Genomic DNA, 15672 nt, shown 5'->3' on the forward strand with positions numbered 1-15672 from the left:
ACGCGGCCGACCCGATGCCCCGCGACCGCACACGGATCGTCGCCGCCCGGGCCCCGGCGGCGGCGAGGCTTGCTCAGGCGCCCGAGGGGTGGCCCGTCCCGGCCGCGCCCGCGGCCTCGACGGCCCGCACCCGGTCCGCGTAGCGCCGCGCGGCGGCCCGCAGCTCCCCCTCCGCGTCCACGCCCTCGGCACGCGCCCGGGCGACCACCGACAGCAGCAGCTCCCCCACGTCCGGCTCGGCGGAATCCACGGCGCCCACCGGGACGTCGAGCCCCGCGCGCTCCGCGCGCCCGATCAGCTTCGACGCCAGCGACAGCGCCGGCTGCGCGAGCGGGACGCCGTCGACGGCCGACGCGCGCCCCTTCTCCGCCCGCTTGACCGCGTCCCACGTCTTCTCGGTGTGCGAGGACGCGACCTCGCCGGTGCCCGCGGCAGGCCCGAAGACGTGCGGGTGGCGGCGTATCAGCTTGGCGACGATCCCGTCGGCGGCGTCGTCGATCGACCAGGGGCCGTCGGCCCGCTCCTCGCCCAGCCGGGCGTGGAAGACCGCCTGCAGCAGCAGGTCCCCGACCTCCTCGACGAGCGCGTCGCGGTCGTCGTCCTCGATCGCCTCGACGACCTCGTACGCCTCCTCCAGCAGGTACTGGATCAGGCTGCGGTGCGTCTGCTCCGCGTCCCAGGGGCAGCCGCCCGGGCTGCGCAGCCGGTCCAGGAGCGCGACGAGGTCGAGCACGTGCGCGCCCGGCAGGTCGGGCAGCTCGACGACGGTGGCTCCGGGCCCGGCGGCCGCGGCCTCGGCGGGGAGCGCGGCCGCGGGCACGAGGCGGACCTCGCCCTCGTCGGCCACGCGGACGCCCGCCTCGGCGAGCGCGGGCAGGTGCGCGGAGAGCGCCGGGTCGACCACCACGCCGGCGGCCGAGCGCAGCGCCTGCCAGGCGGGCCAGGAGAAGGCGCCGGGCGGGACGCGCGGGCTGACGACGACGAGCGTGGGGCGGGTGGGCTCCCCCGTCACCCGGTCCCCTCGCCGGTCAGGCCGGGCGCGGGCGTCGGTGTCGAGCCGGTGGCCAGCCCGCCGCTCTCGAGCGGGACGAGCGTGGCGTTGACGGCGTCGTAGCGGCCGTAGCGCGGGCTGATCTCCACCCCGATCGACTCCGCGAACTGCCGCCGGAACGCATTGACCGCCTGCTGGCGCTCGACCTGCACCTGCTCGGTGGCCGTTCCCGGCACCAGCCGCTCCCCGAGCTCGGTCTGGATGAGGTACCACCGCAGGTAACGGTCCTCGGTCCCCGGCGCGACACCCTGCTCGAGGAAGGCCGACGCCAGGCCCTCCTCCCCGCCGGTGCGCACGAGCTGCCCGCGGATCGCCTCGATCTCGCTCTGGTCGACCGTGATCGGCGGGTCCTGGCGGGCCGCGAGCTCGTCGAGCAGCGCGTACTCGGTGAGGTAGTTGAGGGTGTAGGACACCGCGCGCGGCCGCTCCTGGGCGAACGGGCTCTGCTCGGCGCTCACGAGCCGGTCCGCGACCGTCCGCACCTCCTCGTTGCTCACACGCTGGTCCCCCACCACGACGGCGGAGCCCGCCCCGGACGGGGAGCACGCGGTGAGCGCGGCGGCGGCCAGCAGCGCGCCGACGGCTCGGCGACGCGCGCTCACCGCCCGCTCCCGCCCGCGGCGGCCGGTGCCGGGGCGTCCAGCAGCACGGCGTCGATGAGGTCTCGGCACCAGTCGAGCAGGGCGACGTCGCGCAACGGGGACCCTCCGATCCGGGCGGTGGCCGGGCGTGGCACCAGGATCGTAGATGTGGCGGGCTTCACAAGAGTGCGAGGGTAGAGCCGCTGGAGCCGCAGTTGCTGGGACTCGCGCAACTCGACCGGGCCGAAGCGGATCTGCGACCCCTGCAGCGCGACGTCCCGCAGGCCGGCCGTGCGGGCGTGCGCGCGGAACCGGGCGACGGCGACGAGGTTCTCGACCGGCTCCGGCGGGGTGCCGTAGCGGTCGGCGAGCTCGGCCTTGACCGCCTCGATCGCCTCGTCGTCGGCGGCCTCGGCCAGCTTGCGGTACGCCTCCAGCCGCAGCCGCTCGCCCGGCACGTAGTCGTGCGGCAGGTGGGCGTCGACCGGCAGCTCGACCTTGACCTCGGCCGGGGCGGTGTCGGCCTCGCCCTTGAACTCCGCGACCGCCTCGCCGACCAGGCGGACGTAGAGGTCGAAGCCGACGTCGGCGATGTGCCCGGACTGCTCGCCGCCGAGCAGGTTGCCCGCGCCGCGGATCTCCAGGTCCTTCATCGCCACCCGCATGCCGGCGCCGAGGTCGCTGTTCTGCGCGATCGTCGCGAGCCGGTCGTGCGCCGTCTCCGTGAGCGGCTTCTCCGGCGGGTAGAGGAAGTACGCGTACGCCCGCTCCCGGCCACGGCCGACGCGGCCGCGCAGCTGGTGCAGCTGGGACAGGCCGAGGGTGTCGCCGCGCTCGACGATGAGGGTGTTGGCGTTGGAGATGTTGAGCCCGCTCTCCACGATCGTGGTGCAGACGAGGACGTCGACGCGGCGCTCCCAGAAGTCGAGCACGACCTGCTCGAGCTGGTGCTCGTTCATCTGCCCGTGGGCGTGCGCCACCCGGGCCTCGGGGACGAGCTCGCGCAGCCGGGCCGAGGCCCGCTCGATCGACTCCACCCGGTTGTGGATGTAGAAGACCTGCCCCTCGCGGAGCAGCTCGCGGCGGATCGCCGCGGAGATCTGCTTCTCGTCGTAGGCCCCGACGTAGGTGAGCACCGGGTGCCGCTCCTCCGGCGGGGTGAGGATCGTCGACATCTCGCGGATGCCGGTGATCGACATCTCCAGGGTGCGCGGGATCGGGGTGGCGGACATCGTCAGCACGTCCACGTTGGTGCGCAGGTGCTTGAGCCGCTCCTTGTGCTCGACGCCGAAGCGCTGCTCCTCGTCGACGATCACGAGGCCGAGGTCCTTGAAGTGGACGTCGCCCATGATGAGCCGGTGGGTGCCGATGACGACGTCCACGCTGCCGTCGCGCACCCCCTCCTGGACCGCCTTGGCCTCCTTGTCGGTCTGGAAGCGGCTCAGCGCCTTGACGTTGACCGGGAAGCCGGCGTAGCGCTCGCTGAACGTCGAGTAGTGCTGCTGCACCAGCAGGGTCGTCGGCACGAGGACCGCGACCTGCTTGCCCTCCATGACGGCCTTGAACGCGGCGCGCACCGCGATCTCGGTCTTGCCGTAGCCGACGTCGCCGCAGACCACGCGGTCCATCGGGACCGGGCGCTCCATGTCGCGCTTGACCTCGTCGATCGTCGACAGCTGGTCAGGCGTCTCGGCGTAGGGAAAGGCGTCCTCGAGCTCGCGCTGCCACGGGGTGTCCGGGCCGAACTGGTGCCCCTGGGTCGCCATGCGCGCGCTGTAGAGCTTGATCAGCTCGGCGGCGATCTGCTTGACCGCCTTCTTCGCCCGGCCCTTGCGCTTCTGCCAGTCCGCCCCGCCCATGCGGTCGAGCGCCGGCTGCTCGCCGCCGACGTAGCGCGTGACGAGGTCGAGCTGGTCGGTGGGGACGAACAGCCGGTCGCCGGGGGCGCCGCGCTTGCTCGGGGCGTACTCGATGACGAGGTACTCGCGGGTCGCCCCCTGCACGGTGCGCTGGACCATCTCGACGTAGCGGCCGACGCCGTGGTGCTCGTGGACGACCGGGTCGCCGGGCTTGAGCTGCAGCGGGTCGACCTGGTTGCGCCGCCGGCTCGGCATGCGCCGCATGTCCTTGGTCGACGCCTTCTGGCCGTTGACGTCGGTCTCGGTGAGGATCGCCAGCTTGAGCTGGGCGGAGACCAGGCCGTGCTCGATGCAGCCGGTCGTCACCTCGGCGACGCCGGGCGAGGGCTCCTGCCGCAGCCCGACGTCCAGCCGCGCCGGCACACCGGCCTCCTTGAGCCGCTCGACCGTGCGCTCGGCCGGCCCGTGCCCCTCGGTGACGTAGACGACCCGCCACCCCTCGCCGAGCCACCCCTTGGCGTCGGCGATCGCGCGCTGCACGTCGCCGCGGTAGCCCTCGACCTCCTTCGCCGACACCGGAAGCACGTTCTCGGCTTCGCTGATCTCGAGGTCGGTGTCGAAGGGGGTCACGGTCCACCAGGCCCGGCCGCTCGCCAGCGTGGTCGCCCGCACCTCGGACAGGTCGCGGTAGGACGAGGCGCCCAGGTCGATCGGCGCCTCGCCCCCGGCTGCCGCGGTCGCCCACGACGCGTCGAGGAACTCGCGGCTGGTGGCCACCAGGTCCGCTGCCCGCGCACGCACCCGCTCCGGGTCGCACACGACGACGTACGTCCCGGCGGGCATCGCCTCGGGCAGCAGCTCGAGGTCGTCCACGAGCGCCGGGATCAGCGCCTCCATGCCCTCGACCGCGATCCCCTCGGCGAGCTTGTCGACGACCTCGGCCAGGCTCGGGTGGGCGGCGCCGAGCGCGCGCGCCCGCTCCCGCACCTCGGGGGTCAGCAGCAGCTCCCGACAGGGCGGCGCCCAGAGCCCGTGCTCGGCGACCTCGAGGCTGCGCTGGTCGGCGACCTTGAACCAGCGCACCTCCTCGACCGTGTCGCCCCAGTACTCCACCCGGAGCGGGTGCTCCTCGGTCGGCGGGAACACGTCGAGGATCCCGCCGCGCACGGCGAACTCGCCGCGCTTCTCCACCATGTCGACCCGGGTGTACGCGGCGGCGGCCAGCCGCTCGACCGCGTCGTCCAGCGCCAGCTCGTCGCCGGGGCGCAGGCTGACGGGCTCGAGGTCGCCGAGACCGCGGACCAGCGGCTGCAGGACGCTGCGGACGGGCGCGACGACGACCTGTACCGGGCCCGCGGAGGGGTCGTCCGCCGAGGGGTGCGCCAGCCGCCGCAGCACCGCGAGCCGGAGGCCGACGGTGTCGCTGCGGGGGCTCAGCCGCTCGTGCGGGAGCGTCTCCCAGGAGGGGAAGTGCGCCACGTTGTCCGGGCCGAGCAGCGACCCGAGCGCGGTGACGAGGTCCTCGGCCTCGCGGCCGGTGGCCGTGACGGCCAGCACCGTCCGCGCGGCGCCGAGCGGCGCCGGGGCGGCCAGGGCCGCCACCGCGAACGGGCGGACCGGCGCCGGGGCGGCCAGCTCGAGCGTGGGGCTGGCGCCGTCCCGCGCTTCCCGCACGGCGCGGGCGAGGGCAGGGTCGGCGGCGACGGCGGTCAGCAGGCCGCTCAGGGTCACGGGCGCTCCTCAAGCGGCACGTATGCGGCAGCGCCCATGAAGCGGCGCATCTCCAGCCTACGGCCGGCCGAGCGGGGGGCCGCCACCCGACGGCGTGGAGTTGGCCGGGGGTGCCTCGGGCAGGCCGGCCCGGCAGTAGGGTGCCGCCCACGGACAGCGCCGTCCGACCGCCGCCGCTCAGGCGGACGACGCGAGGAGAACCCGTGACCGACGCTGACGACATCCCCGCCGGCCTGCGCGCCGACATCCGCAGGCTGGGGACGATCCTGGGCGAGACCATCGTCCGCCAGGAGGGCCAGGAGCTGTTCGACCTGGTCGAGCGGGTACGCCGGCTCACCCGCGACGACGGAGACGCCGCCGCCAAGCTGCTGGCCGAGGTGGACGTCCCCACCGCGGCCCGGCTCGCGCGCGCCTTCTCGATGTTCTTCCACCTGGCCAACATCGCCGAGCAGGTGCACCGGGCGCGCGACCTGCGCCGACTGCGCGCGGAGCAGGGCAGCTGGCTCAAGCAGGCGGTCGACCGGATCGTCGACGCCCGGGTCCCGCAGGACGAGGTGGCCGAGATGGTCCGCCACGTCTCGGTCCGCCCGGTCTTCACCGCCCACCCGACCGAGGCGGCCCGGCGCACGGTACTCACCAAGCTGCGCCGCATCGGCGAGCTGCTCGAGCGCGACGACTGGCAGTCCGACCCCCGGTCCGTCCGCCGCCTCGCCGAGCTGGTCGACCTGCTGTGGCAGAGCGACGAGCTGCGCTCGGAGCGGCCGGAGGTGCTCGACGAGGCGCGCAACGCCGTCTACTACCTCGACGAGCTGTTCCGCATCGCCGTGCCCGACGTGCTCGAGGAGCTCGTCGACGAGCTCGGGCGCGCGGGGGTGGCGCTGCCCCTGGAGAGCCGGCCGCTCACCTTCGGCTCCTGGATCGGCGGCGACCGCGACGGAAACCCCAACGTCACCCCGCGGGTGACCTACGACGTCCTGCTGCTCCAGCACGACCACGCGCTCAACGCCGTCGGCGAGCAGATCGACCAGCTGCGCGCCGAGCTCTCCTCGAGCCTGCGCAACGTGGGGGTCACCCAGGAGCTGCGCGACAGCCTGGCGGCCGACCTCGAGCGGCTGCCCGAGGTGCCACCGCGCTATCTGCGGCTCAACCAGCAGGAGCCGTACCGCCTCAAGCTCACCTGCATCCGGCACAAGCTCGAGCACACCCGGCGCCGCCACGCGACGGCCGGCCCCCACGCGCCGGGGCGCGACTACGCCTCGACGACCGAGCTGGTGCGCGACCTGGTCGTGGTGCGCGACTCGCTGCTCGCGCACAAGGGCGAGCTCGTCGCGCACGGCCGGCTCGAGCGGCTGGTCCGGACCCTGCAGGCGTTCGGGCTGCACCTGGCGACCCTGGACGTCCGCGAGCACTCCGACGCCCACCACGACACCCTCGCCCAGCTGTTCGACCGGCTGGGCGAGAGCTCGACGCCGTACGCCCAGCTCAAGCGGGAGGACCGGCTGGCCCTGCTGCGCCAGGAGCTGGCGAGCCGCCGCCCGCTGGCGCCCACCCCGCCGCCGCTGGACGCGGCGGGCCAGCGGGTGTTCGCGGTCTTCACGACCGTGCGCGAGGCCTTCGAGCGCTTCGGCTCCCAGGTCACCGAGTCGTACATCATCTCCATGACCCGGGGCGCCGACGACGTGCTGGCCGCGGTGCTGCTCGGCCGCGAGGCCGGCCTCGTGGACCTGGCCGGAGGCGTCGCGCAGATCGGGTTCGTCCCGCTGCTCGAGACCGTCGACGAGCTGCGCGCGGCCGACGAGATCCTCGAGGACCTGCTCTCGGACCCGAGCTACCGGAGCCTGGTCACCCTGCGCGGCGACGTGCAGGAGGTGATGCTCGGCTACTCGGACTCGAACAAGGACGCCGGCATCGCCAGCTCCCAGTGGGAGATCCACCGCGCGCAGCGCCGGCTGCGCGACGTCGCCCGGCGCCACGGGGTGCGGCTGCGGCTGTTCCACGGCCGCGGCGGCACTGTCGGGCGCGGCGGCGGCCCGACGTACGAGGCGATCCTGGCCCAGCCCTGGGGGACGCTCGACGGCGAGATCAAGGTGACCGAGCAGGGCGAGGTCATCAGCGACAAGTACCTCCTGCCGTCGCTGGCCCGGGAGAACCTCCAGCTCACGCTGGCGGCGACCCTGACCGCGACCGTGCTGCACCGGACCCCGCGCGAGACGACGGTGCCGCTGCTGCCGCAGTTCGACCCGGTCATGGACCTGGTGTCCGAGCGGGCGCAGCAGGCCTACCGCGCACTCACGCGGGACGCCCAGATCGCGGCGTACTTCTCCCAGTCGACGCCGGTCGAGACGCTCGGTGATCTCAACATCGGGTCCCGCCCCTCGCGCCGCCCGTCCTCCGACGCAGGCCTGTCGGCGCTGCGCGCGATCCCGTGGGTCTTCGGCTGGACCCAGTCGCGGCAGGTCGTGCCGGGGTGGTTCGGCGTCGGCAGCGGCCTCGCGGCGGCCTTCGAGGCCGGCCACGGCGCGCTCGTCGAGCAGATGTGGTCTGAGTGGCACTTCTTCCGCAACTTCCTCTCCAACGTCGAGATGACGCTGGCGAAGACCGACCTGCGGATCGCGCGCCACTACGTGGAGACCCTGGTCGACCCCGCGCTGCGCCCGATCTTCGAGCGCATCGTCGAGGAGCACGACCGGACCGTCGAGCAGGTGCTCCGCATCACCGGTGAGTCCCAGCTGCTGGGCAAGAGCCCCTCGCTCGCCCGCACGCTGCAGGTGCGCGACGCCTACGTCGACCCGATCTCCTACCTGCAGGTCGCGCTGCTGCGCCGCGTGCGGGCAGCCGGGGAGGACGTCGACCCCGAGCTGCGCCGCGCGCTGCTGCTCACCGTGAACGGCGTGGCCGCCGGGCTGCGCAACACCGGCTGATGGCTGCGGCCGCGTGGCCGCCGACGTGCAGAGGGGGCGGCGAGCATCAGCTCGCCGCCCCTTCTGCACGCCGCCGACGCTTGGCTCAGGCAGCTTCGAGAGCGCTCACGCGGAGGGCGAGAACATCCAGTCGCTGGCGGTGACGAGCCCGCCGAGCACGCCCCCGGTCTCCCCGAGCTCGCTGAGCACGATCGGCAGGTTGCTCGTGGCCAGCGGCATGGACTGGCGGTAGACCGTCTGCCGGATCTCGGCCAGCAGCGGGTGGCCGAGCCGGGAGATGCCGCCGGCGATGACCACGAGCGAGGGGTTCATGAAGTTGACGAGCTCGGCGAGGACGGTGCCGAGCCGCTGCCCGCCGGTCTTGATGAGCGACAGCGCGACCGCATCGCCCTCCTGGGCCGCCTCCCCGACGTCCAGGGCCGTCAGCGTCTGCGTGTGCGCGAGCCGGGCGGCCAGCGCAGGCGACTCCCCCGACGTGGCGGCCATCGTGGCGTCCCGGCTGAGGGCCGCCCCGCTGAACATCGTCTCCAGGCAGCCGGTGTTGCCGCAGGCGCACACGTGCCCCTCGCCGGCCCGGATGTGCCCGATGTCGCCGGCACAACCGGCGGCGCCGCGGTAGACGTCGCCATGGATGACCGCAGCGCTGCCGACGCCTGTCCCTATCTTCACGAAGAGGAAGTCGTCCATCCCCTTCGCGACGCCGCCCCAACGCTCCCCCTGCGCCATCATGTTCACGTCGTTGTCGACCGTGACGCTGCAGCGGAACCGGCGGGAGAACTCGTCACGCAATGGGTAGCGGTTCCACCCCGGCATGAGCGGGGGGCTGACCGGGATGCCCTCCCGGAAGCTCACCGGCCCCGGCACCCCGATCCCGATGCCGGAGATGGTGTCGCAGCCGACCGTGGCCTGGGCCTTCGCGATGAGGTCGTGGACGTGCGGGAGGACCCCGTCCGGCCCGCTGCGGATGTCGCAGGGCTCCTCGAGGAAGGTCAGCAGGTTGAGCCGGCTGTCGCCGATGGCGACGCTGACCGACGTCGCCCCGAGGTCCACGGCCAGGAAGCGCAGCCCGCTGTTGAGCGAGACCTGTGGGGAGGGCCGGCCGCCGCGCGAGACGCTGAGCCCGCTCTCCTCGATCAGGCCGGACGCGAGCAGCTCCTCGAGCTCGACGCCGAGCCGCGCCCGGCCGACTCCCACGAGGCCGACGAGAGCGGCCCGCGAGGCGGGCCCCTCGTCGCGCAGCAGGCGGAGGATCTTGCACTGCACATCCGTCGCCGGACGCATTGTGCCTACACGCGCCATATCCATGCCCTTCACCCGCGGAGTCTCGGGCAATGGCCTAATGAGCCCGCCATGCCGCCGGCGGCACCGACAGAAGTGTCACCAACTCTTTGGCGAGTCTAGACCAAAGCCCGCTGGTCGGGGAGTACCACAACGTCCGAAACATCCACCCATTGCCCGGTCCGCGCGGACGCGAGGACGGCCTCGGTCAGCCGGGCGCCGCGCAGGCCGTCGGCGAACGTCGGCATGCCCTCCGGCCGCTGTCCCCGGACGGCGGCGTAGACGTCGCCGATGAGCGCGTCGAAGCAGTCCTGGTAGCCCTGCGGGTGGCCGCTCGGCAGGTAGGAGTAGCGCGCGCCCTCGGGGCTCATCAGCTCGCTGCCGCGCGGCACCACGCTGGAGGAGTCACGCCCGCCGACCCAGAGGGTGTCGGGGTTCTCCTGGTCGAAGCTGTAGGACTCGTTGGCCCCGTCGATGTTGAACCAGAGGCGGTTCTTGCGGCCGAGCGAGACCTGGCTGACGACGAGCGTCCCCGTGGCCCCGAGGTCGGTCTGGAAGAGAATGGCGGCGATGTCCTCGGTGGTCACCGGGGCCATATTCCCCTCGTCGTCGGCAAAGCGCGCGAGCGGCGTGGCCGTCGTCGCCGAGAGGCGGGTGATGCGGTGACCGGTCACGAATTCGACGAGGTCGCACCAGTGAATGCCGATGTCACCGAAGGCCCGCGACGAGCCGCCGAGCGCGGGATTGACTCGCCAATTGTTGTCGGTCTCCCGCGCGAGCCAGTCCTGCAGGTAGGAGCCGTGGAACAGGTGCAGCTTGCCGGCGTCGCCGCGAGCGATGCGGCCGCGCGCGTCCCGGACCGTGGGGTAGTAGCGGTAGACGAACGGCACCGCGGTCACCACGCCGGCCTGCTCGGCCAGCTGGGCCAGGCGCGCCGCGTCGGCGACGTCGGTCGCCAGCGGCTTCTCGCACACCACGTGCTTGCCGGCGGCGAGCGCCTGCTCGACGAGCGGGGCGTGCAGGTGGTTGGGAGTGCAGATGTGGACCACGTCGATCTCGTCGCTCGCGATCAACTCGTCCGAGGACGCGAAGAACCGGTCCGCGCGCATCCGCTGCGCGGCGGCCTCGGCGATCTCAGGAGTCGCATCCGCGACCGCGATGGACGTCGCCCCGGCCCGGGCCGCAGCGCGCACGTGCACCGCCCCGATGAAACCCGTTCCCACCACGCCAACGCGCACAGTAGCCGTCATGCCGCGAAGTAAAGCAGTGCCTTGCACGAGTTTCAACCCCCGCTGCGAAAGTTCTGCACGGTACATATCGAAGTGCCAGGGCATGTGTCATCGCCGGGCGACCAAAGTCGGTCGTCCGGGCTCGTAGTCCGTGCGAAAGGGGCGGCGTCGTGGGACTGGAACGGTGTCGAGAACCGCTCGCCGGCTGCCCCGTCAGACCGCCCGAGGGGCCGGGCTCAGGCGGCGCCGGAGGGCCGGGCCGGGCCGGGCGGAGGCGATGCCGAGCTGCCCGCGGGGGCCCTGCCGGCGCGAGCGGCGTCGGCGCGGACGGCCTCCGGTGCTCGGCCGGTGCCCCGCGCCGGGCGGGGGCGCGAGAACTGCATGGGACGGAACCTCCTCATTGAGGTCGGGAGGAGCGGGGTGCCGGAGCCGGGACGGCGCCGGCACCCCGCTCAGTGGCCGCGCGGGAGCGGGTCAGGACTTGGAGCTGAAAGCGGCGTCGAAGGCGGCGGCCGGCGGCTCGATCTGGACGAGCTTCTTGATGAACTGCAGGGCGTCGGGGCCGCCGATGAGGCGGTCCATGCCCGCGTCCTCCCACTCGATGGAGATCGGGCCGTCGTAGCCGATCGCGTTGAGCATGCGGAAGCACGCCTCCCACGGCACGTCACCGTGCCCGGTGGAGACGAAGTCCCAGCCGCGGCGCGGGTCGGCCCAGGGCAGGTGCGAGCCGAGCCGGCCGTTGCGGCCGTTCAGCTGCTTGACCGACTCCTTGCAGTCCACGTGGTAGATGCGGTCCTTGAAGTCCCAGAGGAACCCGACGGGGTCCAGGTCCTGCCACACGAAGTGGCTCGGGTCGAAGTTGAGCCCGAACGCCTCGCGGTGGCCGATCGCCTCGAGAGTGCGGACGGTGGTCCAGTAGTCGTACGCGATCTCGCTCGGGTGCACCTCGTGGGCGAACCGCACGCCGACCTCGTCGAAGACGTCGAGGATCGGGTTCCAGCGGTCGGCGAAGTCCTTGTAGCCGGCCTCGATCATGTGCTCGGGCACCGGCGGGAACATCGCGACGTAGTGCCAGATGCTCGACCCGGTGAAGCCCACGACCGTCTTCACCCCGAGCTTGGCCGCCGCCCGGGCGGTCAGCTTCATTTCCTCGGCAGCCCGCTGGCGCACGCCCTCGGGGTCGCCGTCGCCCCACACCCGGGGGTTGACGATGCCCTTGTGCCGCTCGTCGATCGGGTTGTCGCAGACCGCCTGGCCGTTGAGGTGGTTGGAGATGGCGTAGACGCTGAGGTTGTACTTCTCGAGCAGCGCCTTCTTCTCCTGGACGTAGCCGTCGTCCTCCACGGCCTTCAGCACGTCGAAGTGGTCACCCCAGCAGGCGATCTCGAGGCCCTCGTAGCCCCACTCACTCGCCCGGCGGGCGACCTCCTCGAAGGGAAGGTCGGCCCACTGGCCGGTGAAGAGGGTGATCGGTCGTGCCATCTGCCGTTCTCCTCGCGTCGTTGGTTGTCGGACGGTCGACGTCCGGCTGCCCCGGGGACGGGTCAGCCGGCTGCTGCCGGGCGCGGCTGCCCCTTGCGGGCCAGACGCAGCAGCAGGTCCTTCACCTCGGTGGCCCCGACCCGGTCTGCTCCGACGCTCGCGTCGGAGCAGACGAGGACGGGACCGTCGGCGTCGCTGTCGGGCAGCCGTCCGTGGCTGCCCTTGACCGGCGACGGGTCCAGCGGGATGACCTGCATCGAATAGCGCAGGCCCACCTTCTTGCGCACGAGCGCCGCGCCGGCCTTCGCCTTGGCGAGCTTGTCCTCGGGGTTGAGGAAGAGCTCGGCGGGGTCGTAGCCGGGCTTCTTGTGGATCTCGACGGTGCGGGCGAAGTCCGGCGCCCGGTCGTCGTCGAGCCAGTAGTAGTAGGTGAACCAGGCGTCCGGCTCGGCCACGAGGACCAGCTCGCCCGAGCGCTCGTGGTCCAGGCCGTAGCGCGCCTTGCCCGCCTCGTCGAGCACCTCGGCGACGCCCGGCAGGCTCTCGAGCATCGAGCGCACCCGCGGCAGGTCGGACTCGTCGGCGACGTAGACGTGCGCCACCTGGTGGTCGGCGACCGCGAACGTCCGCGACGTCCACGGGTCGAGCAGCTCGTAGCCGTCCTGCACGTAGACGTTCAACAGGCCCTCGCGGCGCAGCAGCCGGTTCACGTCGACCGGCCGGCGGGCGGCCGTGATGCCGTACTCGCTGAGCGCGAGGACCGAGATGCCACGCCCGCGCGCGTCGTCGAGCAGCGGCTTGAGCGCCGTGTCCACCGCGCGTGCGGCGGCGATGGCCTCGGGGCCGTCGGGCCCGAAGCGCTGCAGGTCGTAGTCGAGGTGCGGGACGTAGGCCATCGTGAGGTCGGGGCGGTTGCGGGCGAGGATGCGCCGCGTCGCCTCGATGATCCACGTGGAGGAAGCGATCGATGCCGTCGGCCCCCAGTACTGGAAGAGCGGGAAGGTCCCCAGCTCCTCGGTCAGCTCGTCGTGCAGCTGCGGGGGGTAGGTGTAGCAGTCCGGGGACTTGCGGCCGTCGGCGTGGTAGACGGGCCGCGGGGTGACCGTCAGGTCGGTCGAGGCGCCCATCGCGTACCACCAGCACACGTTGGCCGAGGTCGACCCGGGGTGCTCGCGGCGCGCGGCCTCCCAGACCTTCTCCCCGCTCACCAGCTTGTTGTGCTGGCGCCAGAGGAACACCTCACCGAGGTCGCGGAAGTACCAGCCGTTGCCCACGATGCCGTGGTCGCGCGGCATCAGCCCGGTGAGGAACGTCGACTGCGCCGAGCAGGTCACGGCGGGCAGGACGGTGCCGAGCGGAGCGGTGAAGCCGGACGAGCCGACCGCCTGCAGGTTGGGCATGTGCGCGAGCAGCCGCGGCGTCAGCCCGACCACGTCGAGCAGGAGCACGGGCTTGCGGCCCTCAGTCATGCGTTCTCCTCATCCGATCTCCTGCAGGCCGAGGGCCAGCAGGTTGTCCCGGGCCCAGGTGAGCTCGGCGGCGATGCCCGCGACCAGGCCGGCGTCCCCCTGGGGGCGCAGCCGCTCGGGCAGGACGTGCCAGGTGTAGGTCTCGACCTCGACCGTATCCGTGCGGGCCGCCGCCCCCGCGAACAGCGTGCGCAGCGTGTCCTGCAGCTCCTCGCGGGTCGAGCGCAGCGGTGGCTCGGGGTCCGCGTGCAGCGGGACGTGGAAGTGGACCCGCCAGGCGGCCCCGGCGGGCAGCCCGGCCACGCCGTCGCCGGCGGCGAGCGCCGCGTCCAGGTCGTCCCGCCCGGCCAGCTCGCCACCCACCCGCTCGCGGGTCTGGTGCAGGTAGCGGGGCTCGACGAACGACGCGAGCGCGGCGCGCGTGCCCGGGTCGGACGGGTCGTCAGCGTGCAGCGCGGCCGAGGCCTGCAGCTTCACGACCGACAGGCCGAGCGCGTCGAGCCGCGCCACGAGCCCGTCGGCGTCCTCGAAGGCCACTGCGAGGTGGCAGGCGTCGAGGCAGAGCCCGATGCGCTCGGCGTCGAGCCCGGCGAGGAACGCGGTCACCTGCTCGCCGGTCTCGACCACGCAGCCCGGCTCCGGCTCGATGGCGACGCGGATCGTGCGGCCGGTCTCGGCGGCGACGGTGGCCAGCTCGCCGGCCAGCACGTCGAGCTGGCGCCGCGCCGCCGCCTGCGCCGGCGCCCCCCACGGCTCGCGCCAGGCCAGCGGAAGCGTGGAGATGCTGCCCCGCGCCACGTCGTCGGGCAGCAGCGCCGCGAGCAGCCAGGCCAGGTCCACGGTGTAGCGCAGCCGCTCCGGCTCGGACCAGTCCGGGGAGTAGACGCGCAGCTTGACGACCTCCTGGCCGAAGCCGGCGTACGGGAAGCCGTTCAGCGTCACGACCTCGAGGCCGCGCGCGTCGAGCTCGCTGCGCAGCCGGGCGAGGGCGGCGGCGTCGCTGCGCAGCGTCGTCGCCACCTCGCGGGCGAGCCAGAGCCCGAGCCCCAGCCGGGGCACCCCGAGCCGCTCGCGGACCGGCAGGGCGTACGCGTCCAGCTGGCGCAGGACGCCGTCGAGGTCCTCGGCGGGGTGGACATTGGTGCAGTAGGCCAGGTGGACCGTCTGCCCGTCGGGGTGCCGGAATCGCATCGGGCTAGCTGTCCGCCGCGTCTCGGGCCCCGCGCAGCACCGAGCTGCCCTGGAACATCGCGCCGGCGCCGGTCTCGAAGCTGTCGTCCTGAAGCGTCAGCCGGCCGCTCTGGGCGTAGAACTCCACCGGGTTGCGCCACAGCACCCGGTCGACGTCGTCCTCGCTGAATCCCGCCTCGAGCATCGCGCGCCCGGTCTTCAGCGTCTTGAGCGGGTCGCTGCGGCCCCAGTCGGCGGCGGAGTTGACCAGCATGCGCTCGAGCCCGTGCTCCTGCAGGATCCGCACCATCCGGTGCTCGTCCATCTTGGTGTCCGGGTAGACCGAGAAGGCGGCCCAGCATCCGGAGTCGCGGACCATGGCGACCGTCATCTCGTTGAGGTGGTCGACGATGACGTGCTCGGCCGGCACCCCCGACTCCTTCACGACGTCGAGCGTGCGCCGCGTGCCGGTCGCCTTGTCCCGGTGCGGGGTGTGGACGAGGACCGGCAGCTCGTGGTCCTTGGCCAGCTCGAGCTGGCGGGAGAAGGCCTCGTCCTCCTCCTTGGTCATCGAGTCGTAGCCGAGCTCGCCGACGGCCACGACCCGGTCCTTGGCGAGGAAGCGCGGCAGCAGGTCGAGGATCTCGACGCAGCGTGGGTCGTTCGCCTCCTTGGGGTTCAGCCCGATCGTGCAGAAGTGCTCGATGCCGAACTGCGCGGCCCGGAAAGGCTCCCATCCGAGCAGCGAGTCGAAGTAGTCGACGAAGGAGCCGACGTTGGTGCGCGGCTGTCCCAGCCAGAAGGCCGGCTCGACAAGCGCGCGGACGCCGGCGGCGTGCATCGCCTCGTAGTCGTCGGTCGTCCGCGAGGTCATGTGGATGTGCGGGTCGAAGATGCGCAC

The 15672-nt window shown here is 73.0% G+C and carries 10 protein-coding genes; 1 reads left to right on the forward strand and 9 read right to left on the reverse strand.

Annotated elements, in window-relative coordinates:
* Window positions 1-73: 73 nt before the first annotated feature.
* From G9H72_RS11355 to mfd, 3 genes are read right to left on the reverse strand one after another with little or no spacing between them, the layout of a single operon-like run.
* Complete coding sequence (locus G9H72_RS11355; protein WP_166171027.1) at window positions 74-1012, reverse strand: MazG family protein; 939 nt, start codon at window positions 1010-1012, stop codon at window positions 74-76.
* A complete protein-coding gene (locus G9H72_RS11360; protein ID WP_166171029.1) occupies window positions 1009-1653 on the reverse strand; it encodes a hypothetical protein in 645 nt (214 codons plus the stop codon). The genes G9H72_RS11355 and G9H72_RS11360 overlap by 4 nt, the downstream gene beginning before the upstream one ends.
* The gene (gene mfd / locus G9H72_RS11365; protein WP_166171031.1) at window positions 1650-5222 is read right to left on the reverse strand and encodes a transcription-repair coupling factor; all 3573 of its coding nucleotides are present in this window, start codon (window positions 5220-5222) and stop codon (window positions 1650-1652) included. The genes G9H72_RS11360 and mfd overlap by 4 nt, the downstream gene beginning before the upstream one ends.
* Before the next feature lie 203 nt (window positions 5223-5425).
* On the opposite strand from mfd, the gene ppc reads away from it, so the two are divergent.
* Entirely contained in the window at window positions 5426-8143 is a 2718-nt protein-coding gene (gene ppc, locus G9H72_RS11370; protein WP_166171033.1) for a phosphoenolpyruvate carboxylase, read from the forward strand.
* Between the two features lie 105 nt (window positions 8144-8248).
* Here ppc and G9H72_RS11375 read toward each other — a convergent pair whose 3' ends face one another.
* The 6 genes from G9H72_RS11375 to G9H72_RS11400 form a co-directional block, all read right to left on the reverse strand.
* Window positions 8249-9424, reverse strand: a complete 1176-nt coding sequence (locus tag G9H72_RS11375) for an ROK family protein (protein ID WP_166171035.1) — start codon at window positions 9422-9424, stop codon at window positions 8249-8251.
* Between the two features lie 116 nt (window positions 9425-9540).
* Window positions 9541-10647, reverse strand: a complete 1107-nt coding sequence (locus tag G9H72_RS11380; RefSeq protein WP_331272207.1) for a Gfo/Idh/MocA family protein — start codon at window positions 10645-10647, stop codon at window positions 9541-9543.
* A 477-nt stretch (window positions 10648-11124) separates the two neighbouring features.
* A complete protein-coding gene (locus G9H72_RS11385; protein WP_166171039.1) occupies window positions 11125-12132 on the reverse strand; it encodes a sugar phosphate isomerase/epimerase family protein in 1008 nt (335 codons plus the stop codon).
* A gap of 62 nt (window positions 12133-12194) precedes the next feature.
* Window positions 12195-13601 carry an alkaline phosphatase family protein gene (locus tag G9H72_RS11390; protein WP_166171041.1) on the reverse strand — a complete coding sequence of 469 codons (1407 nt, stop codon included), beginning with the start codon at window positions 13599-13601 and terminating at the stop codon, window positions 12195-12197.
* A 9-nt stretch (window positions 13602-13610) separates the two neighbouring features.
* Entirely contained in the window at window positions 13611-14792 is a 1182-nt protein-coding gene (eboE, locus tag G9H72_RS11395; protein WP_166171043.1) for a metabolite traffic protein EboE, read from the reverse strand.
* Between the two features lie 4 nt (window positions 14793-14796).
* The gene (locus G9H72_RS11400; protein WP_166171045.1) at window positions 14797-15672 is read right to left on the reverse strand and encodes a TatD family hydrolase; all 876 of its coding nucleotides are present in this window, start codon (window positions 15670-15672) and stop codon (window positions 14797-14799) included.

This window comes from Motilibacter aurantiacus, assembly GCF_011250645.1.
GTDB lineage: Bacteria > Actinomycetota > Actinomycetes > Motilibacterales > Motilibacteraceae > Motilibacter_A > Motilibacter_A aurantiacus.

Excerpts from the sequence above, each read along its gene's own strand:
- G9H72_RS11375 (WP_166171035.1), bottom strand. The coding sequence starts at position 9,424 with ATGCGTCCGGCGACGGATGTGCAGTGCAAGATCCTCCGCCTGCTGCGC.
- G9H72_RS11385 (WP_166171039.1), bottom strand. The coding sequence starts at position 12,132 with ATGGCACGACCGATCACCCTCTTCACCGGCCAGTGGGCCGACCTTCCC.
- G9H72_RS11390 (WP_166171041.1), bottom strand. The coding sequence starts at position 13,601 with ATGACTGAGGGCCGCAAGCCCGTGCTCCTGCTCGACGTGGTCGGGCTG.
- eboE (WP_166171043.1), bottom strand. The coding sequence starts at position 14,792 with ATGCGATTCCGGCACCCCGACGGGCAGACGGTCCACCTGGCCTACTGC.